The sequence below is a fragment of the Nonomuraea sp. NPDC003709 genome, from assembly GCF_040610775.1.
GTDB lineage: Bacteria > Actinomycetota > Actinomycetes > Streptosporangiales > Streptosporangiaceae > Nonomuraea > Nonomuraea angiospora_A.
In genome coordinates, this window is record NZ_JBEXMW010000017.1 from 75,712 (window position 1) to 101,464 (window position 25,753).

The 25,753-nt window shown below is 68.3% G+C and carries 20 protein-coding genes and 1 pseudogene; 3 read left to right on the plus strand and 18 right to left on the minus strand.

Annotated elements, in window-relative coordinates:
* Nucleotides 1-262: 262 nt before the first annotated feature.
* A complete protein-coding gene (locus ABZX61_RS41165) occupies nt 263-1,036 on the plus strand; it encodes a TylF/MycF family methyltransferase (RefSeq protein ID WP_355202176.1) in 774 nt (257 codons plus the stop codon).
* A gap of 8 nt (nt 1,037-1,044) precedes the next feature.
* Here ABZX61_RS41165 and ABZX61_RS41170 read toward each other — a convergent pair whose 3' ends face one another.
* From ABZX61_RS41170 to ABZX61_RS41190, 5 genes are all read right to left on the minus strand, one after another.
* Complete coding sequence (locus tag ABZX61_RS41170; protein WP_355202178.1) at nt 1,045-1,752, minus strand: hypothetical protein; 708 nt, start codon at nt 1,750-1,752, stop codon at nt 1,045-1,047.
* Nucleotides 1,749-2,609: a dihydropteroate synthase gene (folP, locus tag ABZX61_RS41175; RefSeq protein ID WP_355202181.1), complete on the minus strand. Its 861-nt coding sequence runs from the start codon at nt 2,607-2,609 to the stop codon at nt 1,749-1,751. Before folP ends, ABZX61_RS41170 begins: the two co-directional genes overlap by 4 nt.
* A gap of 42 nt (nt 2,610-2,651) precedes the next feature.
* Nucleotides 2,652-3,905: a cytochrome P450 gene (locus ABZX61_RS41180; protein ID WP_355202183.1), complete on the minus strand. Its 1,254-nt coding sequence runs from the start codon at nt 3,903-3,905 to the stop codon at nt 2,652-2,654.
* Nucleotides 3,902-6,769, minus strand: coding sequence for a BTAD domain-containing putative transcriptional regulator (locus ABZX61_RS41185; protein WP_355202186.1), 2,868 nt, complete (start codon nt 6,767-6,769; stop codon nt 3,902-3,904). Before ABZX61_RS41185 ends, ABZX61_RS41180 begins: the two co-directional genes overlap by 4 nt.
* 90 nt (nt 6,770-6,859) lie before the next feature.
* Entirely contained in the window at nt 6,860-7,162 is a 303-nt protein-coding gene (locus ABZX61_RS41190; RefSeq protein ID WP_355202189.1) for a hypothetical protein, read from the minus strand.
* Between the two features lie 281 nt (nt 7,163-7,443).
* Here ABZX61_RS41190 and ABZX61_RS41195 point away from each other — a divergent pair, with 281 nt between their 5' ends.
* Complete coding sequence (locus ABZX61_RS41195; protein ID WP_355202191.1) at nt 7,444-8,649, plus strand: erythromycin esterase family protein; 1,206 nt, start codon at nt 7,444-7,446, stop codon at nt 8,647-8,649.
* 31 nt (nt 8,650-8,680) lie between these two features.
* On the opposite strand, the gene ABZX61_RS41200 is transcribed toward ABZX61_RS41195, so the two are convergent.
* The 4 genes from ABZX61_RS41200 to ABZX61_RS41215 form a co-directional block, all read right to left on the minus strand.
* Nucleotides 8,681-10,456, minus strand: coding sequence for an ABC transporter ATP-binding protein (locus tag ABZX61_RS41200; protein WP_355202194.1), 1,776 nt, complete (start codon nt 10,454-10,456; stop codon nt 8,681-8,683).
* Nucleotide 10,457: 1 nt separating this feature from the next.
* The gene (locus ABZX61_RS41205) at nt 10,458-13,460 is read right to left on the minus strand and encodes a lantibiotic dehydratase (protein WP_355202196.1); all 3,003 of its coding nucleotides are present in this window, start codon (nt 13,458-13,460) and stop codon (nt 10,458-10,460) included.
* 5 nt (nt 13,461-13,465) lie between these two features.
* Nucleotides 13,466-14,803 (minus strand): lanthionine synthetase C family protein, encoded by a 1,338-nt coding sequence (locus tag ABZX61_RS41210; RefSeq protein WP_355202198.1) that lies wholly within the window; start codon nt 14,801-14,803, stop codon nt 13,466-13,468.
* Nucleotides 14,804-14,881: 78 nt separating this feature from the next.
* Nucleotides 14,882-15,073 (minus strand): hypothetical protein, encoded by a 192-nt coding sequence (locus ABZX61_RS41215; protein WP_355202201.1) that lies wholly within the window; start codon nt 15,071-15,073, stop codon nt 14,882-14,884.
* 298 nt (nt 15,074-15,371) lie between these two features.
* On the opposite strand from ABZX61_RS41215, the gene ABZX61_RS41220 reads away from it, so the two are divergent.
* Nucleotides 15,372-15,779, plus strand: coding sequence for a helix-turn-helix transcriptional regulator (locus tag ABZX61_RS41220; protein WP_355202203.1), 408 nt, complete (start codon nt 15,372-15,374; stop codon nt 15,777-15,779).
* Nucleotides 15,780-15,820: 41 nt separating this feature from the next.
* Here ABZX61_RS41220 and ABZX61_RS41225 read toward each other — a convergent pair whose 3' ends face one another.
* The 9 genes and pseudogenes from ABZX61_RS41225 to ABZX61_RS41265 form a co-directional block, all read right to left on the minus strand.
* Nucleotides 15,821-16,921 carry an integrase core domain-containing protein gene (locus ABZX61_RS41225; protein WP_355202205.1) on the minus strand — a complete coding sequence of 367 codons (1,101 nt, stop codon included), beginning with the start codon at nt 16,919-16,921 and terminating at the stop codon, nt 15,821-15,823.
* Nucleotides 16,922-17,095: 174 nt separating this feature from the next.
* Nucleotides 17,096-18,145, minus strand: coding sequence for a hypothetical protein (locus tag ABZX61_RS41230; protein ID WP_355202208.1), 1,050 nt, complete (start codon nt 18,143-18,145; stop codon nt 17,096-17,098).
* A gap of 135 nt (nt 18,146-18,280) precedes the next feature.
* Nucleotides 18,281-18,496 (minus strand): hypothetical protein, encoded by a 216-nt coding sequence (locus ABZX61_RS41235; protein WP_355202211.1) that lies wholly within the window; start codon nt 18,494-18,496, stop codon nt 18,281-18,283.
* Between the two features lie 981 nt (nt 18,497-19,477).
* A pseudogene (locus ABZX61_RS41240) lies at nt 19,478-21,139 on the minus strand (CocE/NonD family hydrolase).
* Nucleotides 21,136-21,495 (minus strand): hypothetical protein, encoded by a 360-nt coding sequence (locus ABZX61_RS41245; protein WP_355202214.1) that lies wholly within the window; start codon nt 21,493-21,495, stop codon nt 21,136-21,138. Before ABZX61_RS41245 ends, ABZX61_RS41240 begins: the two are co-directional and overlap by 4 nt.
* On the minus strand, nt 21,492-22,808 hold the full coding sequence (locus ABZX61_RS41250) for an FAD-dependent oxidoreductase (RefSeq protein ID WP_355202217.1): 1,317 nt from the start codon (nt 22,806-22,808) through the stop codon (nt 21,492-21,494). The genes ABZX61_RS41245 and ABZX61_RS41250 overlap by 4 nt, the downstream gene beginning before the upstream one ends.
* 127 nt (nt 22,809-22,935) lie before the next feature.
* The gene (locus tag ABZX61_RS41255; protein ID WP_355202220.1) at nt 22,936-23,529 is read right to left on the minus strand and encodes a TetR/AcrR family transcriptional regulator; all 594 of its coding nucleotides are present in this window, start codon (nt 23,527-23,529) and stop codon (nt 22,936-22,938) included.
* A gap of 74 nt (nt 23,530-23,603) precedes the next feature.
* Entirely contained in the window at nt 23,604-25,184 is a 1,581-nt protein-coding gene (locus ABZX61_RS41260; protein ID WP_355202222.1) for a class I adenylate-forming enzyme family protein, read from the minus strand.
* Complete coding sequence (locus ABZX61_RS41265) at nt 25,177-25,713, minus strand: hypothetical protein (protein WP_355202225.1); 537 nt, start codon at nt 25,711-25,713, stop codon at nt 25,177-25,179. Before ABZX61_RS41265 ends, ABZX61_RS41260 begins: the two co-directional genes overlap by 8 nt.
* Nucleotides 25,714-25,753: the final 40 nt, after the last annotated feature.

A 25,753-nucleotide genomic window follows, 5' to 3' on the forward strand; every position in this document is an offset into this window, starting at 1 on the left:
CGCTGCCGCCGCTGCCATGGGCGTGGTCCCCACCCTGCTCATTGCCACCTCGTTTCTCGATGCCGGCGAATATTCGCAGCATCGGAGAATATGGTCGCCGTGCTTCCCGGAACAAGCCGATGTCCCGCCGAGCAGAACGATGGGCGCGACGCCGGCGCGTTATCGTGACAGTCGGCATCCCGTGATTCTCGTCCGTCCCGCCGGCGGGACGGACGAGAACCGCGCATTTCCGCAATCCCTCCTCGACGCAATGAGGTCGCACATGCCCAAGGACCTATATCTGGACCTGCTGAAGAAAGTGCTGATCAACAATATTTACCGTGACGGCGGGCTCCGATATCCGGCCACCGCGGAGCAGGCGTCCCTCCGGCGAGAGGAGGTGCCCTTCGACGGCCGCGTACGCGAGACCGGGCGAGACTTCCCCCTGGTCGCGCACACGATGATCGGGCTCGCCCGCCTGGACAACCTCCAAGCATGCATCGAGCAGGTGATAGCCGAACAAGTGCCCGGCGACCTGATAGAAACCGGTGTGTGGCGGGGCGGGGCGACCATTCTCATGCGCGGCGTGCTCAAGGCGTACGACGTGCGGGACAGAAAGGTCTGGGTGGCTGATTCCTTCGAGGGGCTGCCCGAGGCCGACGCCGAGAAGTACCCCGTTGACCAGGTCATGCCGTTCCACCTGCTCAACGACGTGCTCGGGGTGCCGCTCGAGACGGTACGGGAGAACTTCCGCCGCTACGACCTGCTGGATGAGCAGGTGGAGTTCCTGCCGGGCTATTTCCGCGACACCCTGCCGGACGCCCCGATCAAGGAACTGGCCGTGCTCCGGCTGGACGGCGACATGTACGAGTCCACGATGGACGCGCTCGTGCACCTGTACCCGCGGCTGGCGGTCGGCGGGTTCCTGATCGTCGACGACTACCGCCAGGTGCCGACCTGCCGGCTCGCGGTGTCCGACTACCGCAAGCGGCACGCCATCGACGAGCCCATCGTCCAGATCGACGGCGCCGGCGTGTACTGGCGCAAGACCCGCTGACCTGGCAATCAGAGCGGTGCACGCGGCTCGCCGTCGCACCTCAGCCAGGTCGCGACCCAGTAGGCCACGCCGAACGGATCATCCTCGTACAGCATCCGCGCCAGCCACCGGCCTCCTTCGCAGGCGCCGGCCATGACGTGCCAGGCGGCCCGGCCGCTCACCAGCAGGTCCCGGCACGCTTCCGGGTCCAGGGCCGCCAGGCCGGACACGTCGCCGTGGCGCAGCGCTGTGACGATCCGCTGGTCGAGGCCGAGGGCACGCGGATCGAAATACCCCGGAGCCTTCTCGGTACGGCACGCGCTTCCATCCGCGGCCACCAGGAGGCCGCCGCGACCGGGCCGCCGTCCGAGTGGCGCTCCGAGGTCGCGGTGGACCTCGGGACCGGCGTCCTGAGCCGCCCCGTACAGGCTCCATGGCATGTCACACCCCGCCAGCAGGGACCGCGCCACCGCGAGCGGGACGGGCAGTTCCCCGGGCACTGATCGGCGCCCGGGTGCCGGCGCGAGACGCGCCGTGGGATCAGGGGCGTCAGCGGGATGGGGGCCCGTGCTCCGCGCCGCGCCCACCACGATCACCTCATCCACCTCCTGCTCCAGCAGGAACGTCACCGCACCGGCCGCCGCGTCACGCAGCCGGTCGATCTCGGGAACGGGTCGTCCCCCCAACCCCGGCAGCAGCAGCGGCGTCTGCGGGACGCAGGCGACGGCGGCGATCACGCCAGCCCTCGCACGGCCCGCGCGGGCGACCGGTCGCCCCGCAGCACGGCCATCATGTCGAGCACCTGCCGCGTCTGCGCCACCTCGTGCACGCGGAACACCCGCGCTCCCTCCCACGCGCACAGCGCGGTCGCGGCGAGGGTGCCGTACAGGCGCTCATCGACCGGCAGGTCCAGGGACTCCCCGATGAAGTCCTTGTTGGACAGGGACACCAGGACCGGCCATCCCGTCCCCACCATCTCACCGATGCGCCGCGTGACCTCCAGCGAATGCCAGGTGTTCTTGCCGAAGTCGTGAGCCGGATCGATCAGAACGCTGTGCTTCGGCACGCCGAGCGCGACGGCCCGCTCGGCGAGCGCGGTGGTGCGTAGGATCACGTCGGCGACCACGTCGTCGTACTCCACCCGGTGGGGTCGCGTCCGGGGGCTCTGCCCGCCCGCGTGCGCGCAGACCAGGCCGGCTCCGTATTCGGCGGCGACCTCGGCGAGCAGCGGGTCCGCACCGCCCCAGGTGTCGTTCAGCAGGTCGGCCCCCACCTCGCAGACCTCCCGCGCCACCTCGTGCCGCCACGTGTCGACGCTGATGATCAGGTTCGGATGCCTGCTCCGGACCTCCGCGACGATAGCGACGACCCGGTCGGTCTCTTCGGCGACGCTCACCTCGTCACCGGGACCGGCTTTCACCCCGCCGATGTCCACGATGTCCGCCCCCGCGCTGACCGCTTGGTCCACCCGTCGTAACGCCGCCTCCCATGCGAAGGTGGCGCCCCGGTCGTAGAAGGAGTCGGGTGTCCTGTTGACGATCGCCATCACCAGCGGCGCGTCAGGCAATGCTCGTCCGCGTAAGGAGAATCTCATACGTCGCTCAACACGATTTCTCTGTATGGGGCGGGCAGCCGTTCAGGCGACAAACCGCACAGGCAACCGCACCGGGCCCCGGATGGTCAGGCTCGATCGCCACTCCAGCCGGTCAGGGTGGACAGCAAGCCTCATGTCCGGAAATCTCCGAATGAGGGCGCTGATGGCGATGCGCCCTTCGAGGCGGGCCAGCATGGCACCGAGACAGTAATGCGCCCCGTGACCGAAGCTCAGGTGCGTGATACCGGGCCGCTGGATATCCAGCCGATCCGGGTCCGGGAAGGCGCGCGGATCGCGGTTCGCGGCGGACAGGACGACCAGCACCGGCTGCCCCGCGGGAATGACCGTCTCCCCTATCGGGAGAGGTTGCCGGGTGAAACGCCAGGTGGAGATCTCGACCGGGCTGTCGTAGCGAAGCAGCTCCTCGATGGCCTGCTCAAGCAGGCTCTCGGACGGACGCCGGAGGAGAGCGAGCTGGTCAGGGTGGCGCAGGAGGGCGAGCATCCCGTTCCCGATGAGATTGATCGTCGTCTCGTATCCCGCGACGAGCAGGAGAAAGATCAAGGAGGTGATCTCGTGATCGGTCAGCTCGGCCTGTTCGCCATCCGGTTCCCCGGGATTCACGAGGGTGCTGATCAGATCCTCTCCGGGGTGCCGGCGCTTCTCCTCGATGATGCCGCCGATGTAGCCCATCAGGTTCCGTAGGGCTTCCGCGCGTGCCTGGCCGTCGTGGGACTCGGAAGAGTCGTCGGGCCGGGAGGACACGACATCGTCGCACCAGCGGCCGAAGTCCTGCCTGTGCGCGGGCGGGATACCGAGGATCTCGCAGATGACGGTCATCTGCAGCGGCACGGCGAACTGCGCGATCAGGTCGCCTTCCGCAGCGGGAGCCAACTGATCGATCAGGGCGTCGACCGTACGCTCGATGACCCTTTGCATGGCCGTCAGCCGATGGCGCAGGAAAAAGCCGGAAACAGCGGATCGCATGCGGGTGTGGTCGGGAGGATCGAGCGTCAGCAGGTGTGTGCCCAACCCTGAGCGGTCTTCCAGCGGCTTGCCGCGGCCGGCCTCCTGCCAGTCCTGCGGAGCGTTCCTCGGATCCTTGCTCAGACGGGGATCGGCCAGAACGAGCCGGGCGTCGTCGTAACGCGTGATGAGCCACCCGTACAGACCGTTGTCGAACCTCACGAAATGGGCGGGGCGGCGGCTGCGCAGGATCGCGTAGAAGGCATGGGGATCGGCCACGAAGTCCGCGGAGGTCGGCAAGGAATCAGGTACGGAGTCAGACAGGGTCATTCAGTCTCCACCACGTTCTCGACGTCATTGTTGCGCAGCCTCCGCTGGACGTCGTCCAGCCGAGGGTCACCCAGTTCCTTGAATATCTTTGTCGCGGCGCGCAGGAAACGCCCCGCCTCCGCTTTCCGGTCAAGTGAATGCAGAACCTTCGCGATCGTAGAACACGATTCGCCCTCTCCTGACCGGTCACCGATCTGCTGCCGGATTGCGCGAGCCCCCGCGAGCTGGGTAAGGGCCTCTGTACTTCGTCCCAGGGCGTGCAGTATTTCACCGAGCGCATGCAGCACGGCTCCCACGCCCTGCTGGTCCCGCAGTTCCAGGAATATGGCGAGCGCCAGGTTGCCGCAGTCGAGGGCCTCGGTGAGACGTCCGGTCATACGCAGCGTCTCCGTGCGATACAGCCGGGTGACGGCTTCGCCGTACCTGTCGCCAAGGGTGGCGAATATCTGCAGGGCCTGTTCGAACTGGGCCAGAGACTTGCTGAAATCGCCCTGCGCGGTCATGGTCAGCGCCGCGCCGGTGAGGCTCCACGCTTCTCCTTCTGAGTCGCTGAGCTGTCGCCGGAATTCGAGGGCACGGGTGAACGCGTCCAAGGCCTCGGCGAGACGGCCGAGCTCCCGATAGGCGTTCGCGAGATTGTGGAGCAGCCAGGCCTCGATGCTCTTGTTGCCCGTCCGTCGTGCGGAGACGAGCCCTTTGCAGTGGATCTCGATCCAGGTGGACCAGGGCTTCTGCAGGAACAGGAAATTCCACAACACGATCGGAAGCCTCGCCGCGATCTCGTCGAACCCCTGGTCGACGGCCTGGCGGACCACGGCTTCGATGTTGACCAGCTCGGCCGAGCACCAGGCGAGCGCCTCGTCGTACGAGGCGAAGACCTCGGTGTAGTCGCTACGACCGGGCAAGGTGACGGCCGAGCGGTGCGGGGCCAGAATGCGATTGGCCGCCGCCGCGCTGAAGGCGTAGTAGGAGAGCACCCGCGCCATCGGCTTGCGCTGCTCCTCGCCGGGCAATGCCGATGCGAGCTCGCTCGCGTAGATCTGCAGGAGATCGTGCAGCCGGAACCCGGCCGGCCAGACCTCCTCCAGCAGGTTCTGGTCGACCAGGCTGTTCAGGATCGCGGTCGCCCGCTCCCGCGAGACGCCCGCCAGCGCGGCAGCCACCTGCGGCGAGATGTGGTTTCCCCGCAGCAGGCCCAGCAGCGTGAACATCCGCGCGTCGAGTGGCTTGAGTGATTGGTGGGACCAGGAGAAAACGGCTCGGAGTGAGGGGATCTCATCGTCATCGACGACGATGAGCTTGCCGAGTCGTTCCGTTTCGGTCTTCAGCTCGTCCGCCAGGGACGCCAATATGCTTCGCGGTCTCGTGGCCGCTCTGGACCCCGCGATGCGGAGCGCGAGGGGAAGCCCTCCGCAAAGGCGGCACAGCGTGGTCGCCGCGGCGAGGTCGCTGTCCACCCGGCCGGATCCCACGATCTGCCGGAGAAGGTGAGTCGATTCCGTGGCGTCCAGGATGTCGAGCACCATCAGTTTCGCGCTGTTGCGGGCCACCAGACCGGCCAGGCGGTTCCGGCTGGTGATGATGGTGAAGCAGTTCGACCGGGCCGGTATGAGCGGCCTCACCTGTTCGGACGAACGGGCGTTGTCCAGCACCAGCAGTAATCGGTGGTCCCCGAGCAGTTCCCGGAAAAGCTCCATTCGTTTCTCCAGGGACTGCGGAAGGGTTTGTGGTTGAGCGCCCAACTTGGCCAGCAGCACGGCCAGGGCGTCGGCCGGCGGTGTCGGCGGAACGCCTTCGCCGTACCCGTTGAGATTGAGGTAGATCTGCCCGCCCGGAAACGCTTCCCTGATCTGGTTCGCCGCGTGCACGGCCAAGGCGGTCTTACCGACGCCGGCCATACCGGAGATGGCGACCAGAGGGGCCGACTCGCCATTTTCCCAGGCTTTGACATATCGATGTATCTGATCCAGCTCGGCGCACCTTCCGGTGAAGTCGGGCACCTCGGGCGGCAACATTCTCGGTGTGTCCGGCAAGCGGCTGGGCGCCGCCGGCGCCGCCGCGCCGATACGGGCGGAAGCCGGCAGGTTGAGGGCCGGATGCGCTCTGAGGATCCGCTCGTGGAGAAGACTCAGGTCTACTCCGGGCTCTATGCCCAGCTCGTCGAGCAGGTTGTGCCGGGCCTCCTGGAAGACCGTCAGCGCCTCTCTTTGCCTGCCGGCCCGGTAGAGCGCCAGCATCAGCTGGCTGTACAGGCGCTCTCGCCAGGGCTGCTCCCGCACCAAAGTGGACAGGGCGGGGATGAGCTCGTTGTGGCGCCCCAGATTGAGTTCGCTGTCGATGCATTCTTCGACCGCGATGTTCTTGAGTTCGATGAGGCTCGCGCGCTTGGTCTCCGCGAACGGGCCGGGGACCTCGGCCAGCGGCGTGCCACGCCACAGGGCCAGACCGTTTCGGTAGGCCAGCACCGCGTCGCCGTAGGAGCCACTCTCGAGTAATCGCCGCGCATCGGCCAGTCGCCGCGTGAAGATCTCGACGTCGAGATCCAGAAATTGGTGAGGCATGACGTATCCGGAAGGCCGATGCAGCAAGTAACGGCCCGCGGCGCGTGGTTGCCGCCTGGGCTCGAAGACGTTACGGAGCCCACGCACATAGACGTGCACGTTACTCACCGCATTGGCCGGATGGACGATCCCCCAAACCGCCTCCACCAGTTGGTGCGTGCTTACTGCTTTGTCCGCCTGTAAGGCGAGCGCACCGAGAACCGCCTGTTGCTTCGGTGAGCCGAGATCAAGCGCTTCTTCGCCCAGAATACCGACTGTCTCACCCAGGAACTTGAGGCTCAATCGAGGTTGCAACGGATTCACCCCCTGACGGAAACTCCCCCAGCATAGGGCGCGGGCCTTATGGACATGTCAATAGCAATGCGAGATCCGTGACGGGGATGTGCGGGGTGACTATCGACTGCCGAGGTCCTCGTCGGGAGGTGCGGGCCTCGGCCAGGTGACAGCGGCGAACACCACCGAGCACATCAGGAAGCCGGCGCACATGGCGGCGAACCCCGTCCAGAACGAGCTGAGCGACGAGCCGAGGTCGACCCCCAGGAGCAGTGCCGTGACCAGGCCTGCCACCAGCCCCGCCACCAGGCCGGGGACGTATCGGGGCGGGCGGTGCGCCAACGCGCCGGTGAGCGGCAGCACCAGCGGGAACAGCGCCACCGCCCATCCCACCGTGGGCTCGCCGAACAGGGCGAGCCGCACGGCCGAAACGACGGCCGAAACACCGATCGCTGCTATTGTCCAGATTACTAGCTTTAGGGGATGGTATCGGTAATTATGCTCGGATGCATCAGCATTGGGGCCAAATGCCCAAAACGAGAGTAATTCTCCAAACATGCCATCCAGATGTGGCTTGTCATCCTCACGCCTTTTGTCGGAACTCATGAAGTTCATCCTCCCGATGGATGGCGGCTTGCCGCCCCTGGCGGGCGTCCACTCCAACCTTGACACAATGGTGCGTCATCACCGAATGGAGTTCGTACATGCCTGACGATGTCGCAGTGTGGCTGGCCGACCGGGCGATTCCGCTCGGAAGCCTCCAACCAGACTCCGAGCCGGCGGAGCTCGAGCCGCTGCGGGCCATTCTGAAGAAGGTCCGCCTGGTGGGGATCGGCGAGGCCACGCACGGCAGTGCGGAGTTCTTCCAGGTCAGATGGCGGTTAATGGAATTTCTCAGCAAAGAGCTGGGTTTCACCACACTCGCGATCGAGGCCAGCGCCGCGGCGTCGCTGGCCCTGGACCAGTACGTCCGCCACGGGACGGGCGATCCCCGTGAGGTGCTGGCCGGCCTGGGCTTCTGGACGTGGAACACCACGGAGATGCTGACGGTGATCGAACGGCTGCGCGAGCACAACCGCACCGCCGCGCATCCGGTCCGCGTTGTGGGGATCGACCCGCAGTACGCCGTGGCGTCGCTCCAGGCGCTGCGCGCTGTCCTGGACGAGTCCGCCGCCCCCTTGCTCGACCCGCTCGACGGCCTGAAGCGAACGGGCCTGGAGGGGCCGTGGAAGCCGCTGGACCCGCGGATCGAGGCGGATGCCCGGCGCCTCGAGGAGTACGTGGCCGCGCACGGCTCCGCCGACGCCCGCGAACACGCCCGGATCGTGCGGCAAGCCGCCGACGTGGCGAGCAAGGCACGCACCGCCGCCGACTTGCAAGCGCTCGGCGTCGTCCGCGACCGCTACATGGCCGAGAACGTCAGCCGGCTCATGGCCGAGCCTGACGCCAAGGTCGTGGTGTGGGCGCACAACGGCCACATCATGAAGGGGGCGTACAGCGGCGGCGGCGTGCCCGCGATGGGGTCGCACCTGGCCCGGGAGTTCGGCGAGGAGTACTACGCGCTCGGGGTGCTGTTCGGCGAGGGCGAGTTCCGCGCCCATCGGCAGCGATTCGGCAGGCTGGTCCGGGGTAAGCCGCCGGCCCGTTTCAGCATCCCGCTGGTCGACACGCCGCGGGTCGTGGAAGGCCGCCTGGCCGCGGCATCCCCCGGCGACTACGTGGTCGATCTGCGCGGCGGGGACCGCCCGGAGCCCGTGGCCGACTGGCTGGCGGCGACCAACCACACGCGGGGCTTCGGCGGGGTGGCCGGGCGGCTGACCGCCAAGTTCGCCTTCATGCCGACGGTCCTGGCCGAGCAGTACGACGGTCTCGCCTTCCTGCGGCAGGTCAGCCAGTCCACCCCCCTGTGACAGCCGGCCGGACCCGCCGTGGTCCGCCTGTTCAGGCCGCCGGTTCCGGGAGATAACCGGCGGCCTGCAGGTGGAACAGGCGGGCGTAGGTGCCGTCGATCGTCAGGAGCTCCTCGTGAGTGCCCTCCTCCGTCACCTTGCCCCCGTCGATCACCAGGATCTTGTCCGCGATGCGCACGGTCGAGAACCGGTGGGCGATGAGCAGCGCGGTGGCGCCCCGGGAGATCTCCCGCAGCCGGCCGAACACTTCGGCCTCCGCCTCGGCGTCGATTGCCGCGGTCGGCTCATCGAGCACCACGATCGGGGCCTGGCGCATGAAGGCCCGGCTCAGGGCGATCTTCTGCCACTGCCCGCCGGACAACTGCTTGCCCTCTTCGAAGTGCCGGCCCAGCATGGCGTTGTACCGGCCGGGGAGCGCGTCCACGATGCCTTCCGCGCCCCCGCGTACGGCGGCCTGCCTGATCCGCTCGTCGTCGTCGAGCGCACCGACCTGGCCGAAGCCGATGTTGTGCCGCACCGTCATGTCGTACTTGATGAAGTCCTGGAAGATGACCCCCAGGTTCCGGTGCAGGTCGTCGAGGTCGTAGTGCTCGATGGGCACGCCGTCGACGAGGATCTGGCCGCTCGTCGGCTCGTACAGCCGGGCGAGCAGTTTGACGATCGTGGTCTTGCCCGCGCCGTTGGGCCCGACGAAGGCCGCGCACTGCCCGGCCGGGATGACGAAGCTCACCTGCTCCAGCACGGTGACCGAGGTGCCGGGGTAGACGAAGGTCACGTCGCGGAACTCGATGCCGTGCCGGAGCTTGGCGGGGAAGGGCAGGTCGCCCCCGCGGATCTGGTGCTCGGGAAGCTTCAGGAACCTGAACAGGTTGCCGATGAACAGGGTGTTCTCGTACATGCCGCTGACGCTGAGCAGCACGCTGAGCGCCGACACCTGGACGACTCCCACCGCCTGCATGAAGCCGGCGAGCTGGCCGATCTGCCCGCTGCCGATCGTCTCGAACATGGCCCAGCACAGCGCGCCGGACGCCGTCAGAGCGCTGATCAGGCCCAGCGAGCCGGTGACCAGCGACTGGTTGCGGGCCAGATCGCGGTCCATGCGCAGGAACCGGTGGATCAGCCCGCGGTAACGCTCCAGCAGGAACGACCCGAGCTGGAACAGCCGGACTTCCTTGTAGGAGTGGTCGGTCGTGGCGAGGTACTGGTAGTAGAACATGCGGCGCCGGTCGGCCGTCCTGGCGAACTCGATCTCGTACGTCTTCTTGCCGTACTTCAGGTGCGCCAGCATCGAGGGCACCGGCGAGACCAGCACGAGCAACGCGATCCACGGACTCCACGAGAAGATCACCACGCTGACGGACAGCAACGTGACCGTGTCGCGGGCACTGCTGACCAGCTCGGTCATGAGCCGGTAGACCCGGCCTCCGCCGCTCTCCTGAAAGGCGCGCTGAAGCTGGTCGTAGGCCTCCGAGTCCTCGTACTGCTGCAGGTCCAGCCGGATGCCCTTGGTCATGATCAGCTCGCTGACCTTGGCCGACAATTCCAGCCGCAGCACCGTGTCGAGGTACTGGCCCGCGGCGGACACGACGTGCTGGAACATCGTCAGCCCCAGCAGGAGCAGCCCCATCGTGAGCACCGGTGAGGCGTCGGTGCCGCCGATCGCGTCCACCACCGCCTGCACCGCGCTCGCCGTGAGGCCGACCTGCACACCGGGCACGGTGGCCGAGAGCAGCGTCACGAAGACGTATCCGGTGACCTTGGCCGGGCTCAGCCGCCAGAACAGCTTGGTCAGCCACCACCAGTTCATGTCAGGCCTCCGCTACGAGGCGTCCGCGGATCGCGCGCAACGCGTGGTGCCACAACGCGTAGCAGCGGCCCTCCCGGTTGAGGTCGATCGGCAGCAGCCGGTTGATCTGCATGTGCATGAGACTGTTGAGCACCTGCTGCTCCGTACCTGCCAGCTCGCCATCAGCCGCCGCCGCGCGCACGGCGTCCGCCACATCCCGCGCCGCAGGGCCCTGCGGGCCGAGGACGGCGGCGAGCAGCTCGCGGTCGGCGCGGCCCTGGGCGTGCGGGCGGCGCTCGTTCGGCACCAGCAGCTCGCACAGGTACGCGTGGTGCTCGCGGAACCGGCGGTGCGAATCGTCCTCACCGCTGTAGGCGGGAACCGCGGCTATTCGCTCAATCGGAGCCAGCCCCCACAGCGCGCACAGGGTGTCCACCGTGGCCACGGCCAGGTGCTCGGCCTGGATGTCCGGCTGCCTGGCGATCAGGTCGGCGGTCACGTCGCTGTTGGCCTGGAAGAAGCGCTCCGCCAGGTCGAACGTCCGGGTGCCGCCGTATCTCGCGAGCTCGGGCTCGTACGTGGCGACCTGGAGATCGTTCGCCAGCCCGCGCCGCACCAGATCGTTGCCCCAGGCCGTGAGCGCGGGTAACAGCTCGGAGGCCGCCCCCCGGCATCGCACCCGCAGGTGCGGGCGGGGATCGGCGTACCGCATGTAGAACCAACGGTCGATCAGGCCGGCCGCGCGCAGCGCCGCGACCAGCTCCCGCAGCGGGCCGGCGATGATCTCGTCGTGCCGCTCGAAGGCGGCGTACACCTTGAGGAACGACCAGTCGCCGCCGGGCAGGAAGCGCTGGGCGGGCAGGTCCGGCTGCGGGCTGATGCGCCGCTTGCGCGGCGCCTCCTCGAGGACGACGGGAACGACGATCTCCGCCGTGTACGGACGGTCCTGCTCGTCCCTGAGCCACAGCCCGTCGAAATCCGGCCGCAGCTCCTGCAGCACGACCTGACCGGTGCGGTCGATCTCCCGCCGCAGCTCGGCCTCGGCGGCCGGGTTGTCGAGGTCGAGGAGCAGCTTGTTGTCGTTGTCGCACAGGAGGACGTGGCGAGGCACGCGCCACTTCTCACGCCAGTCCACGCCCAGCGTGCGCACGGTCCACTGCGCCGACCGCAGGATCACTTTGCCTCGCCGCACCCTGGGCAGGAACGGCGCCTCCTCCAGGTGTCCCCAGCGGAAGCCCATCGGCAGGAGAAAGCCGTCCTGGGAGACCTCGATCAGGAAGCGGCTGATGTTCGGCGCCACGGCGGGTGAGAGCATGTGGTTCTGCGTCACCACGAGCTCCTTGCCCAGCCGCCGTGACCACAGGTACATGCGCTGGTCCGTCGCCCCGACCATGATGTCCGCCAGGTCGATCACCCGATCGGGAGAGACGGCGGGAGTGGTGTTGATCGGCACCTCGTACGGCCGGAGCAGGGGCCGGAACGCGACGTTGCCGAACCTGCCGCGACTGGGCAGGTAGGCCAGCTCGGCGAACACCGCGTCGGGGAACAACTCCTCCTCACGCCGGGCGTACTCGCGCAGCCGCTGCTCAGCGCCGTCGTCCAGCAAATCGAAGAAGCGTCCGTACGTCCGGCCGCCGGGCGCCAGGCCGACGGACGACAGCACGACCTGCCAGTCGCCCCGGTCGATGTCGTCCAGGCTCGCGGCGCTGACCTGCGCGAAGACGTCCACCGCGGGCAGCGGCGGACGCGCGGCCGCGCTGCCCGCCAGCCGGTCCACCCACTCGTCGGTGAGCTCCACCTCATCGGCGCCCATCCACCAGGCGTGCGCGGCCAGCTCGGAGATGACACGGTCATAGCGGGAGCTCTCGGGCCTGGACGCGGAGCGCAGGTCGTAGCTGCGGGCAGGCTCGGTGTAGCCGGTGGGCGCCTCCATGCCCCCGTCGGAGCCGAGCAGCTCCAGCAGCGGCACCCGTGCCTCGTGCCCGTAGCGCTCCAGGAAGGCGTCGCGGTACTCCGCGATGTGCTGGAGCTGATCGGGAGCGGTGCCGGCCAGCCGCATCAGGCAGTCCATGGCACCGGCCACAGCGGTCCCCACGTCGGCGGACAGGTACGGTTCACGCGCGCTGACCGCGGCGTCGAGCTGGTAGGTGTGCCGCTTGTACTCCGGCAGCAGGCGCCGCTGGGCCGCCTCGAGCGCGATGAGTCCGGCCGTGTCGTCCGCCGCCCGCGCGAGATCGACGATCTCCTCCAGGGGCTCGGTGACGGAGGCCGCCTCGGGAACGCCGATGAGCCGCTTGAGCAGGTGCTGCTCGGGATGCGGCTCGGTGAGCGGGGGCCGCAGGTCGCTGGTCAGCACGTTGAGGTCCCACAACTCGCGCACCAGCCGGGTCACGGTCTCGGCCGGCACCTGGGGGTAGGCCGCGGCCAGCTCGCTCACGACGGTCGCGTACGGCACGGGAGTCGCGGCGGTCGAGACGACCAGGTCGACAGCGGGGGTGGCGCGGATGCGCACCGCACGGTTGTCCTGCTCACCGTAGACGTCGGCGTAGGGCAGGACCATGCGGTCGCCGACGCGGTGGAGCGTGGCGTTGGCGACCACGTCGAGGTGAGGCAGCAGTGCCTCGTCCTGCTCGATCTTCTTGATCAGGGCCATGAGCCAGCCCATGTCCGCGCGGACCCGTACCTTCGCGATGGCGGACGAGCCGAGCGCGGCGGTGCTCCGCGCGCCGAACAGTCCCATCGCGACGCCGGAGAACGCCCCGAAGGGGGTCGGTCTGGTGGCCATTCTGATCAGATAGCGCATCAGCCGCGAGCGAACCCGCTCCGCCTTGCCGGGCGCGGTCAGGTCGCCGCGATCGACGGCGGCGCCCAGATCGGGACTGGCCACCAGTAACGCCCGGCGGACGTAGGGATCACGGGCGAGGGCGAGCAGACGCTCGGGATCGGCCATCAGCTCCCGGAAGGTCTCGACTGACAGGGCCGGGGCTCTGAGCAGGAAGAACTCGGCGGCTTCGTAGCGGGCCATCACCGTCACCGCGCGGTGAAGGGCAGGAACCAGCCGGGGCGGCGATCACCGGTCGCGGCCAGCAGGACCAGGGCCACCCCGATGGCGCCGGTGAGCAGGCTGGGGTCGTCCACATGTACGCCCGTCCGCTCCTGATCGACGAAGACCAGTGGCAGCGCCGGGTCGCCATAGGCGATCAGCTCGTCGAGCAGCACCGGCACCATCTCCCGGGCGCGCTCGCTGACCTCGCCGAAGTCGAGACAGAGCAGCAGGATGCCGGCGTGACCGTGGCACAGGGTCGGCGAGGCACAGGCCGCCGCTCTCGTACGTGCGAGCGCCGTCTCGAAGCCTTCGACGGCCACCTTCAGCAGTTCCGCGTCACCGGTGCACCTGGCCGTGGTCAGCAGCGCCGCGCTGACGCTCGCCGTGCCGTAGCACCAGGCGAGCTGATCGCAATGAGTGTGGGACGACAGTTCGACGCCACGCTCGTCGACGGCGACGCCCTCCGGCCAGACCGGGCCGAACCTGTCCTGGCCCTGCGTGCCGCGGATCCACGAGGTCAGCGCGTCGATCGCCGCCCTCGTGCCCGGCTCCCTGATCCCCGCCCCCCAGGCGGCGGCGAGCGCGGCGGCGATGCCGGGAACTCCGTGGGAGAAGCCCAGATTCAGATAACCGTGGGGGTACTGCTGCCGGTGGTTGCTCATGGGCGGGTAATAGTCGGGGGTCAGCAGCCAGCGATGCGGGACGCCGGGGTCATCGGCCGCCTGGCTGAGCCAGATGAGAAAGCCGGCCAGCTCACCGGCCGCCCGGCGCACCTCCTGACCGGGCTCCTCGATCGAGGCCAGGTACGCCAGGATTCCCGCGGCACCGCTGATCAGGTCGTAGTGCTCGTCGGCGAGGTGCCGCTCCATCCTGGGCCACTGCGTGTCGAGCACCTGCCGCGCGAGCTGGTCGTGCAACCTGTCCAGGCTGGGCCGGAACCGGGGTTCGAGACGGGCGCACTCGGCCACTGCCAGCGCCAGCCCGGAGGTCCCCCCGAACAGGCCGGCGCTCTGCAACGGGTCGGTGGCGGTGGCGGCCACCGCCTCGCGTACGGCGTCGAAGGCCCGCTCCGGCTCGCCGATCCCGGCGCGGGCCGATTCGAGATGGAGCAGCGCCAGCCCGGCGCTGCCGTGGCTCAGCGAAGGCGGGTACCACCCCGCGGGATAGGTCGCCTGACCGGCAGCCCGGGCGACATGGCGAAGGACGTCGTCAGTGGTCCCGATCCGCTGGACGACGAGTTCAGCCAGCTCTCGGGCCCGAACCGCGGAAGGCCCTGAACCCACGCCCGGCCAGATGCCGGTGATGGTCTCGGTTGGCGGCATGCTTCCCCATCTCTCGAACGACATTTGGCGCGGGGTTCCGCCGTCTTCCACAGACGGCGGAACCCCGGATATCGGCTGTTACTCGTTGTCCGCCGGGCAGAAAATGGTGCAGGTGCCGGTGCACACGCAGGTGCACGAAGCGCTGCAGGTGGCCCAGCTCCTCGTGCAGGCCAGCCGGGTGACGATGGTGATGCTGGCCGGGTCCGCCGGGTCCGCGCCGGCAGCCGGCGTGGTGACCCGGGCATCGAGGTTAAAGGCGTCGTCAGCCACTGTTACCCCTATCACTGAGTTTTTTGGACGGGCTCTGAAAGATTCGTGCGGTGCGCGCCTCGCACGAAATGATGGTCTACCGATTCACGAGCCACAAGCTATTGTCAGTAATGCCGATATCCGAAACTCAGAAATCCAGAGGTATCTGCACTAATTTCCATTGGGACTCGGGAAGAAGAGGCCAGGCAGTACCCGGCCCCCCGAACGCGTACCCGTCGTTCACCGGCGCTCGTTGTTGTCCCGCCGGCGAGACAGGCCGTACCAGCCGATCCATCGGCTATGACGTAAGGAGAAGCGTGTGCTGCACGATGCGAAACCATCAGTGGAGCCCGGCGTCATCGGACATGGCTGCTGGCGATTACGCATCGCGCAATTACGTCTGCTCACTCCGCGGGAATTCGAAGTTTTTCTGCTGCTGGCGGCGGGCTGGTCGTACCGCGAGATGGCCGCCCGGCTGAACGTGCGCGACCGGACCATCCGCGCCCACTTGGCCGCCATTCTGCCCAAGCTCGAACTCGGCTCCGTCGTACACGCGCGCCTGGCCTCCTACGGCTACAGCATCTCCTGCGACGCGATGGCGGAGATCGGCGAGCCGGATACCCGCGCCGATACGACATTCACCCATCTACCGGACCGGCCTGAGCGAGCTTCATCGAACCGCCACATCCAAGACCTGGATCACCCTTTGCGGGCCATGGACATGTAACGTTCCAACCCTGCGCCTGCCGAAAACTCCGTCCACGCAGGTCAAGCGGCATATGAGTACTCGTGGAGAACCCCGCCGAGCCGATCTCGCCGGCGTATGTTCAGGTCGTCCATTCGCTTCGGATCGGTGATCGGATCCGGAACGGTACGCAGCGGAGCTGCTTGGTTCAGGGCCTGATGGGCGCGGTGCCGGTTGTAGCAGCGTTCGTACTCGCGCAGGGCGTGCCGAAGATGGCGTTCGTTCCATACGAGGCAGCGATCGAGAAGCTCGTGACGGCACGACTGCACCCACCGCTCCATGATCGAGTTCATGCGCGGCATCCGAACACCGGTGAGCACCGTCTTGATGCCGGCCTCGGCGAGGACCTCATCCATGAGCGCAGGGAACTTCCCATCCCTGCCACGGAGCAGAAGGCGTGCCCGGCAGCCCGCATCGCCCAGGTCCATCACCAGGTTCTTCATCGCCTGGATGACCCAGTTCGCGCTCGGGTGCGCGGTGGTACCGAGCACGCGGACGCGCCTGGTGGCGTGCTCGATGACGGCCAGGATGTACTGGCGTTGCCCGTTGAGGGTGACGGTCTCGATGAAATCGGCGCCCAGTAGCGCGTCGGCTTGCGAGCCCAGGAAGCCGGCCCACGTGGTGTACGCCCGCTCGGGCGCCGGTTGAAGACCTTCCTGCCTGAGGATCTCCCAAACAGTGGACGGCGCGACCTTGATGTCAAGGGTGGCGAGCTCACCGTGCACCCGCCGGTAGCCCCAGCCGGGGTTCTCCCGGACCAGACGTAGGACAAGTGCGCGGATGGACTGGACGATGGGTGGACGACCAGGCCGCTTCGGCCGGCAGGTACGGGCATGACGCCGTTTCATCAGACCTCGGTGCCAGCCTAGGACGGTGTCCGGTCGGACCAGGAGCCGTAGCCGACATAGGACCTCGCAGGGCAGCGAAGTCAGGAGGGCGGCGAGAAAGGCTCGGTGTTCGGGAGCGAATCTGACTTTGGTGTCGGCGCCGAGTTGGCGTTCGAGGACGGTGATCTGGTGGCGTAGGGCGAGGATCTCGATGTCCTTGTCTCGATCGCCCATGGGCAGCAGCCGCAGTGCGGCGAACGTGTTCGTGACGGTGAGGTAGGCCAGGCGAAGGAGCACGGCCGATCATCATGCCGCACGCGATTGCCTTCCTGGTGGCTGGAGCTCGCGCCGCCACACGAGGCTCCCACATGACCATGAGCTGGGCGGATGTCATTATCGGCAGGCGCAGAGTTGGCCGAGGTTCAGGAGGAGGCCCGCTCCCTGGTCTCGGCCGCGCTGGCCGGCTGAGGCTCAGGAGTTCCCGGGCGCGGGCCGCCACACGAGGGCGCGCCGCGAGCCGTCGGGGGCCTCGGCCCATCCGGTGATCTCGCCCTGCGCATTGACGGCATTGGCCATCGTGGCGGTGCCGGTCACCGGGTCGGGCAGCAGGGCCGGCGCCGCGCCGGGGCCGGTCCAGACCGCCGCGTGGGCGGCGGTGCCGGCCCCCGTGCAGGTGTGCGTGCCGGCGATCACGTCGTCGTCGTTGACGGCTTTGGGCGCGGCCAGGCCGCCGGCGTCGGGCAGGCGCCGCATGCCCTCCTCGGCGCTCCAGATGTAGCCGCCCGCGAGCACGCCGTCCGCGCCGAGCGCCGACTGGCCGACGATGTGGCCATCGCCGTTGATCCCTTCGGCCTGGCTCCACTGGCCGCCGAGCGTGCCGAGCTCGGTGATGACGCCGTCCTCCCAGAGGAAGGCCCGGTGGGTCCGCTGGCTCGCCGGGCCGGGCGGTTCGAGGCGGCGCTGGGTGCCGGCGATCTGCCCGGCCGGGTTGACGGCCGCCGCATAGCTGCCGGAGACGGCGGTAAGGTCGGTCCTGATGCCGTCCCGGATGCGGAACGCCTGGTAGCGGGCCGTGCCATTGGGCAGCAGGTACCGATATTCGCCCACGACGACGCCCGCGCTGACGTCGTGGACCTGGGCGTAGCCGCTGAAGGGGCCGAGGTCGGTCATCGTCCCGGCGCGCCAGTGAAAGACGTGCCCCTTCTCCGTCGCCGTGTAGCTGCTGCCGACGACGTTGCCGTCCTCGTCGAGGGCGCCGGCGTAGGCGTGGCCGCCGCCGAGACTGCCCAGATCGACCACCTGCGCGCCGTCCCAGACGGTCGCCCGCTGTTCGCCGGTCGCGCTCACGCTGGAGCCGGCGATCTGTCCCAGGTCGTTGATGTCGAGCGCGTTCCCGGTGACACCCAGGTCGGTGACCTCCCACTGGTCGGTGGTCGCCGGGCAGCCGTCCGCCGCGGCCGGGCCCGCGGCCGTCACCTGCCCGGCCATGAGGAGGATGCTCGCCAGAATGGTCAGGTTCATGCGCGTGGATCCCATGATCACCCCTCGGTTCGAAGAGCCAGCAAACGATCATCAACGTAAGGGCGCGATCGCCAGCCGCCAAGGCATGAAGGGGAACGTCACCATCCGTCTGTACGTGCTCTCAGAAGGCGGCTGTCAGCCGAGCTCGCAGGCGGCGGGCGTGGGTACGCCAGTGCGGCCGAGGTCGGCGGAGCGGGCGGCGGCGATGCCGTCGCGATAGCCGGTGCAGCTGGTGCGGCGCACGCTCATCCTGATGGGCGGGTGATGCGCGGCCACGGCGCGCTCCACCTCGGCGCGGCGGTCGGCCAGGACGGCCACATGGTTGCTCGATGGCTGCTCGTGCACGTTCAACCGGCGAGGAGATCTGGCTCTGCGCAAGGGTGAAGTTCTCAATGAGGAGGGGACAAATACCACATAATGCAGACGGCAAAGAATGCGGGGTTGCTCGGTGGTTGCTCGCGTGTACACGATACGACCCGGCGCACATGGTCACGACGCGGCACCACGCGGGCGATAGTTCCGGCTGAAGCGATACAAAGCGACACTTCGCGGCACCCAGCGGCATTGACCAATGATTCTCATAATCCGTGGGTCGTGGGTTCAAGTCCCACCCGCCCTACTCTCCAACACCGCATTCGACCTGGGGTTTCTCAGTTCTCGCGGGCCTTCGATCGCGCTGTTGATCATGGTTGGTTGCTCGGTGGCTGCTCATCTGCGCGGTGCCGACGTCACGTCTGACCCGCGTGACGATCAGGAGAAGATCAAGTAAGAACACCCCCAGGGCCCCGCTCAGCCAAGCCGTAGTCGGCTTGTGATCAAAGATCGGTTCCTGCGCTTGCTTTGTCCGCGCTCCCCTCATGGCCGAGCAGACTTTCAGTCCGCTGGTCGGTCGTCGCGAGTCGCCAGCGGCTACGACAGGGTCAAGCGGATCGTCCGGCAACCCTGGTCGAACGGCCCGATCGGCGTCGCCGCGCGCGATATGGCGATTTCACCACCTGGACGTCCTTCTCCGCCCCGCCCACACATGTCTTCGCCATACTGAGAGATTCATGGCTGGACGGCACCATCCGCCCACCCCTGACGCCGTTCCGTCCTGCCCGAGCTCCCCAGGCCGGAGGCGACACTGTCCATAGACGACACCTGCAGATCCAGTCCAACGGTGCGCATCCGGATGCCGGCGGGAGCCCTTGGCTGATGACCGCCAAGGTGAAAGCCACCACACGATCGACGTCGGAGGGGGCCACCCGGGCCCAGCCGGCGGTCCCGGCCATGGCCATCGACGGAAAGCGGTCCCGTACAGGCACGCAGCGGGGCGCCTGTACGGCGGGTCGGTTACCCGAGTCGCCCCCTGATCGGCAGACGGAGGACCGCGCCGTCCGATCCGCCGAGGTGCAGGGTTTGCCGCGCGGGTCGAGAGCGCGACACGTGCCACGGGTCCTCGTCGTTGCCAGGATGCACGAGATAGAGCGGGAAGCAGGAGCTGCTGATCGCCAGGCGCAGCCGGTGCCCGGGGCGCACCCGGTAGGCGGTGTCGCCGAGGCGCACCCGAGCCGGACCGGCCGCGGTGGACACGATCTCCGCCCCCTCCAACACCATGCGCGCCCGCCCCGAGGACTAGACGTCGAGCAGCCGGACGATCACATGGGTGGACGGCGCGTCGGCGTCCATCCGCAATGCGACCTCCGCCGGCCCCACGATGTCGAACGGCGTGTCCTGCGCCTCGCCCGTGAAGGTCGCCACATCATCGCGCGCATGGACGACCTGCTCGTCCGGGAGCCCGGAGAGCTGGCTCCACTCGACGTCGACCAGGCAGGGAACCGGGGTGAGAGGGTTGTGCGTCCAGGAGACGCACGTGGCCACGCCCTCCGCCTCCGGGCGCAGCCCATCACCGTCGACGCTGGAGAGCGCGCGGTCTCCCTGCGTCAGGTGCAGCTTCACCAGGCCGGCGTCCCCGGCCGGCCGGCGGTCGGCGATCTGCCAGCCGGAGTTCGCGACCCGGTACCGCACCCGGGGAGCCCGCCACCGGCCCGGACGGCCCGACAGGTAGTGGTCGAAGAACTGGGTGGGTTCGTCGAGCATTCTGGGCAGGTAACGTGCCAGCGCGTCGTCGTCGACCTCGTGGTCCTCGTGGGGGTGACCGTCCTCACGCAGCTCGAAGTCTTCATGATCCGTCGCGTTCATGCGGAGGAACTGGTGCGCCGCGCCGGTCCAGTGCCAGTCGTCGAGCTGGCCTCGCTGGAGGTTGTCCCACCAGCCGCCCATGTGCAGTGCGGGAAGCTTCATGGCCGGGGCGGGCGGGCCGGTGGGTAACGAGCGCCGAAGCAGTGCGCCGTCGCCGCAACCGCGAACGAGACCGTCGAGCAATGGGGCCATATACATCGCGTACTCGGGGAGCGAGTCGAGTCCGGCTAGCGGTTCGGGCGGCAGGACGGCTCCGTCGAGCATGCCCGGCGTCGTGAACGTGTGCAGGACCCACTCGTAGAGCGGAAGCTTGGGCACGACATCGGGCGAGAACATGTCCATGAACCGCGAGCCGGTGACGCGCGGCACGATGGCCCGCAACGCGGGGTGGCCGCTCGCCACCGCGGCCCACTGGGTGAAGCCGTAGTAGGAGTCTCCCAGCATGCCGACCGTGCCGTCGCTCCACGGCTGCGCGACGATCCAGTCGATCGTCTGGTGGCCGTCCGCGGCCTCGTTGACGAACGGGAAGCGGTCGCCGTCGGACCGGAACTTCCCCCTGACGTCCTGGGCGACGACCGCGAAACCGTGAGCGTTGAGATAGGCGGCGATCGCCGGGACAAAGGTGTAACGCCCGCACTTGTCATAGGGCAGTCGCACCAGCACGGTCTGCAGGTCGTTTCGCTGGGAGTTGGGCAGGTAGACGTCGGTGGCCAGCCGCGTTCCGTCGCGCAGGTGCAGCATGGTGACGTCGGCGCGGGCGTCGATCGGTGCCGGGGTGCCGCTCCGGAGCGAGCCGGCGGAAGTGATGCTCATGACAGGTCCACACCTGCTCTTTCACTCGTTGACCATGAAAAATCCGTCGGGGGTGGTGTGCGGACCAGGTACCCGTCGCGCTTCGGCCGGACCTCCTCGACGACTCCAGGAGCGCGCAGCTTCTCGCCGGCGAAGACGGGCGTCACGAACCGCACCCGTCCAGCACGTAGTTCGGTCCTCTCGACGTCGGAGTCGGTCCCGGGTCCCGCCTCCCAGAGGCCGATGTCATGGGTCCGGCTCCGCCGGAGCACCACATGGGCCGTCGCGAGCGACTCCGACGCACCGTCCGGCGTCGCCACTTCCGCCGGCACGTCCGCGCTGAGCAGACGCGTGGAGGCGATCGCGGGGACGCTCATGAGTCGAATCCCATGCCGAACCGGTCGAGCACGCGCAGCCATGCGTTGCGTCTGCCGGTCCGGTCCTGCCGGCGCATGGCCCACTGGGTGATCTGGATGCCGATCCACGCCAGCGGCTCGGGTGGGAACGGCAAGGGCTTCCTGCGTACCATTTCCAGCCGGGTCCGCTCGGTCGGCCGGCCGTCGAGCAGGTCCAGCATGACGTCGGCGGCGAAGCGTGAGGCGCCGACGCCCAGGCCGGTGAAGCCGGTCGCGTACGCCGTCCGGCCGTGGTGGGCGGTGCCGAAGAACGCGCAGAAACGTGAGGAGGTGTCGATGACGCCGGACCAGCGGTGGGTGAAGCGGATGCCGGCCAGTTGCGGGAAGGTCCGGGCGAAGTGCCGGGCCAGTTTGTCGAAGGTTTCCCGGCGGTCGTAGTGCTGTGCCCTGATGGAGCGGCCGAAGTGGTAGACGGCGTCGTAGCCGCCCCACAGGATCCGGCGGTCAGGAGTAATGCGGTAGTAGTGGAAGCGGGTGCCGGAGTCCGTCACGCCCATGGCGGGGTCCCATCCGATCGCTTTCAGCTGCTCGTCGCTCAGCGGCTCGGTCGCCAGGACGTAGTCGTAGACCGGCACGACGGGCAGGCGCAGGCGGCGCAGCGGGTTGCGGAACGCGTTCGTGGCGATGATCACCTTCTTGGCCTTGATGACCAGCCGGTCCGTGGCGGCCTCGACGTGGCCGCCCCGGTCATGAAGGGAGACGAGCCGCGTGTGTTCGGCCAGGCGCACGCCCAGCCGCTCGGCGGTGTCGGCGAGGCCCCAGGCGAGGCGGGCGGGATCGACCAGCACGCCGACGTCCGGGCTGTGGCGGCCCGCGAGGTAGGTTGGTGAGTCGACCAGTTTCCGGACCGCCGTCGTGTCGAGGAAGCCCTGTGTCCCCGGTCCGAGGTCGGCGATCTCGTGGTCGCGGGTGGCGACCGTGAGGACACCGCCGCGGGCCAGGCCGCAGTCGATGTCGTACCGCTCTATGGTGGTCACGATCTCGCCGAGGTTGCGCACCCCGAGCTCATGCAGGGTGGCGTATTCGTCGGGCCAGCGTGCCCGTCCGTTGGCGGCGCCGTGTGTGATGGTGGCTTCGCAGAAGCCACCGTTGCGGCCCGAGGCGTGATCCGCGATGCGGTCCGCCTCGATGAGCAGCACCTTGGCGGCAGGGTCGCGTTCGACCGCGCGCAACGCGCTCCACAGGCCGGTGAAGCCGCCGCCGACGATCAGCAGATCCGCCTCGGCCGGCTGGTCGAGCGAATCCCTGGCCGGCGGCCTGTTCGGGCTGTCCAACCACAGGGGTTTCAGTACGGAGTCATCGAATGACCCGTCGGGCCACGTCACCGTTCTCACGTCCTTGGTACGGCGTTTCGTAGTGTTGTCTGCTCCGCGCCAAGTCCGGAATGTGGCCCGTCCGGGTTCAGGCCGTGCGCTCGTGCTCCGGCAGCTCGAGCACGCGAAGGAAGTGCCGCAACGCCTGGAGCTGGCGTTCGGGCGTCCACATCTCCGGGTGCTCGATCACCGACAGGACCATGCCGCTCGCCCAGACCCGCACCAGGTCCACCATGGCGTCGAGCTCGTCGGGGTCGACGAAGCCCTCGATGCCCTTCCTGATGACGTCCCGCATGCTCGGCTCGATCCGCGCGAAGAACTCTTCGACGGCGGGATCCACATTCCGGTGGCTGACCAGGGCGACCCGCGCACGTTCCTGCGCGAGCGCCACTTCGTCGATGGGGAGGAAGTACCGCAGCACCGCTTCGAGCCGGTCGTGCTGGTCCTCGATCGCGGTCAGCTCGTCGCGCATGGCGTGCGCGTCGTCCAGCGTCCGCTCCAGCATGGCCTTCAGTAGGGCGCCCCGGCTGGGAAAGTAGTGGGTCACCAGGGTGACCGACCCGCCGAGCCGCTGGCCGACCTTGCGTAGCGTGAAGCGATCGAGCCCTTCGTCGCCGAGGACCCGTTCCGCGGCGTCCATGATCTGCTTGCGCCGTTCGTCGTGGTCAACGTAGATCGGCACAGCACCTCCTCCACCTCGGTTATATAACGTTGGTCACATCATATCGGCGCGCCTTTCCGATCATTGATGTTTGCTCACGCCCTGGTGTCGATCACGCCGTCGTGCAACGGCTCCTCGGCGCGCAGCGCGGCTTTGTGGATCTTTCCGCTGGGCGTGTACGGCAGCTCGTCCCGGAACTCCACGTACCGGGGCACCTTGAACGGGGCCAGCCCGGTACCGGCCCACTCGACGACCTGCCGCGCCGTCAGCGTGACGCCCTCGGCGGGCACCACGATGGCCTTGACCTCCTCCTCCCGGTCGTGGTCCGGCACGGGGACGGCGGCGGCGTCGTCGATCTCCGGCATCGCGCACAGGTACTGCTCGACCTCGGCGGCGGAGATGTTCTCACCGCTGCGGCGGATCATGTCGCGGATCCGGCCGAGGAAGAAGTGCTGGCCGTCCTCGGTTTTGCGCGCCAGGTCGCCCGTGCGGAACCAGCCGCCCGGCAGGAAGAGCTCGGCGTTGACCTCGGGGCGGTTGTGGTAGCCGAGCATCATGCCGGGGCCGCGGAAGCAGAGCTCGCCGGGGGTGCCAGCGGGCACCTCGCTGAGGTGCTCGTCGATGACCTTCGATTCCCGGTTCGGCGCGCAGAAGCCCATCGAACCGTTCCCGGCGAGGTCGTCGCGGTCGTACGGCACCATCGTGCCCGTTCCGATCTCGGTGCTGGCGTAGCACTCGCGGGCCTTGATGCCGAAGCGCTCCTCGATGGGCCGGTAGGCCTGGGGCGGCAGCCCGGCGACCGGCGCCCGCCTGAGCGCCAGCTCCTGGTCGAGCTCGCCGGCGGGGAACTCCAGGAGGTCCTCGTCGATCCAGGCGAAGTCGATCTGGTAGTCGTGCAGCCAGCTCATGAACTTGCGGCGGCTCAGCCCGGGCGTGATGTACAGCGCCGCGCCACAGGCGATGGCGGCCATCAAGTACGCCTGGTTCTGCATGTAGTAGAACGGGTGATCGGCCAGCATCCGCTGCGGATCCACGGAGGCGACCGCTCCGAAGATGCCCAGTTGCAGCCAGTACTCGTGCGTGAGCAGGCAGCCCTTGGGCAGGCCGGTGGTTCCGGAGGTGAACTGGACGTTCGTCACGTCCAGGGGCTGGGCCTGGTGGTGGCGCGCGGTGGCCGGCGTGGCGAGCAGCCCAGCGTAGTCCAGGCCGGCGCCGGTGCTCGGGCCGACGGCGGCGACACGATCCGCCCCGACCGGCCCGATCTTCCCGTCGGCCAGGTGCCGGTCCACGAGGTCGCCCTCACCGACCAGCCAGGTCGCCCCGGCGTCGGACAGCACGAAGTCGATCTCGCGGCTGGTGTATTTGGGGTTCAGCGGCACGGTGGCGGCGCCCGCTTCGACAACGGCGAGCCAGGTCACGGGGAACTCGATGCGGTTGCTGATGAGCACGCCGACCTTGGCGCCAGGTTCCAGGCCCGCGGCCTCCAGCCCCGAGCGCAGCGCGCTCACCTCGGCCCGCAGCTCGCCCCAGGTGCGCGAGCGCTGGAGCCGTTCGATCTCGTGGAGGGCGAGCCGGTCGCCCCAGCGCTCGGCGGCGGCGTCGAGGGCTTCGGGCATGGTCTTGCCGAGCAGTGCACGGTGGTGTTCGGCGAGTCCTGCGATCGCGGTGTCAGACATGTGACTGCTCTCGTCCTTTCTCGGGGGAGCCGCCGTTCGCGGCTGCCAGGGTCCACAGGACTCGCTGGGTGGCCACGAAGCCCGGCTTCTCGCGGCCTTGCACCTCGCCGACGAGGTCGAGAACGACGAGATGGCCCCGCTCTGCGCGCTCGACGACCTCGCGCAACGTTCCGGCGATCCTGAACCGGTCGGTCAGGCGGATCACGGACACGAAGCGCACGTGGTCGAGGCCGTAGTTCCACGGCGTGCACGGGGTCTGCGAGACCAGTACGTGGTTGAGCAGGTAGTCGAGCATGCCGAGCAGGTGGAAGCCCTCGACAAGGTCTTCGCCGTACCCGTCGTCCTCTTCCGAGCCGTAGGGGTGGGGGTAGCTGTCCAGGTACGTGGCGAACTCGAACCGCGCCGAGCGGTCGGCGTCCATGGTGAACCAGGGCGTGGTGAACGTCCTGCCCACCAGCGTGGGCAGGTCGCGTGGATGCGGCACCGTCAGAATGACGACTTCGGACGTGTCCGTGACATCGATGCCCATCACCCCTCCTTTATATATTCCACGTTACATAACCTCCGTT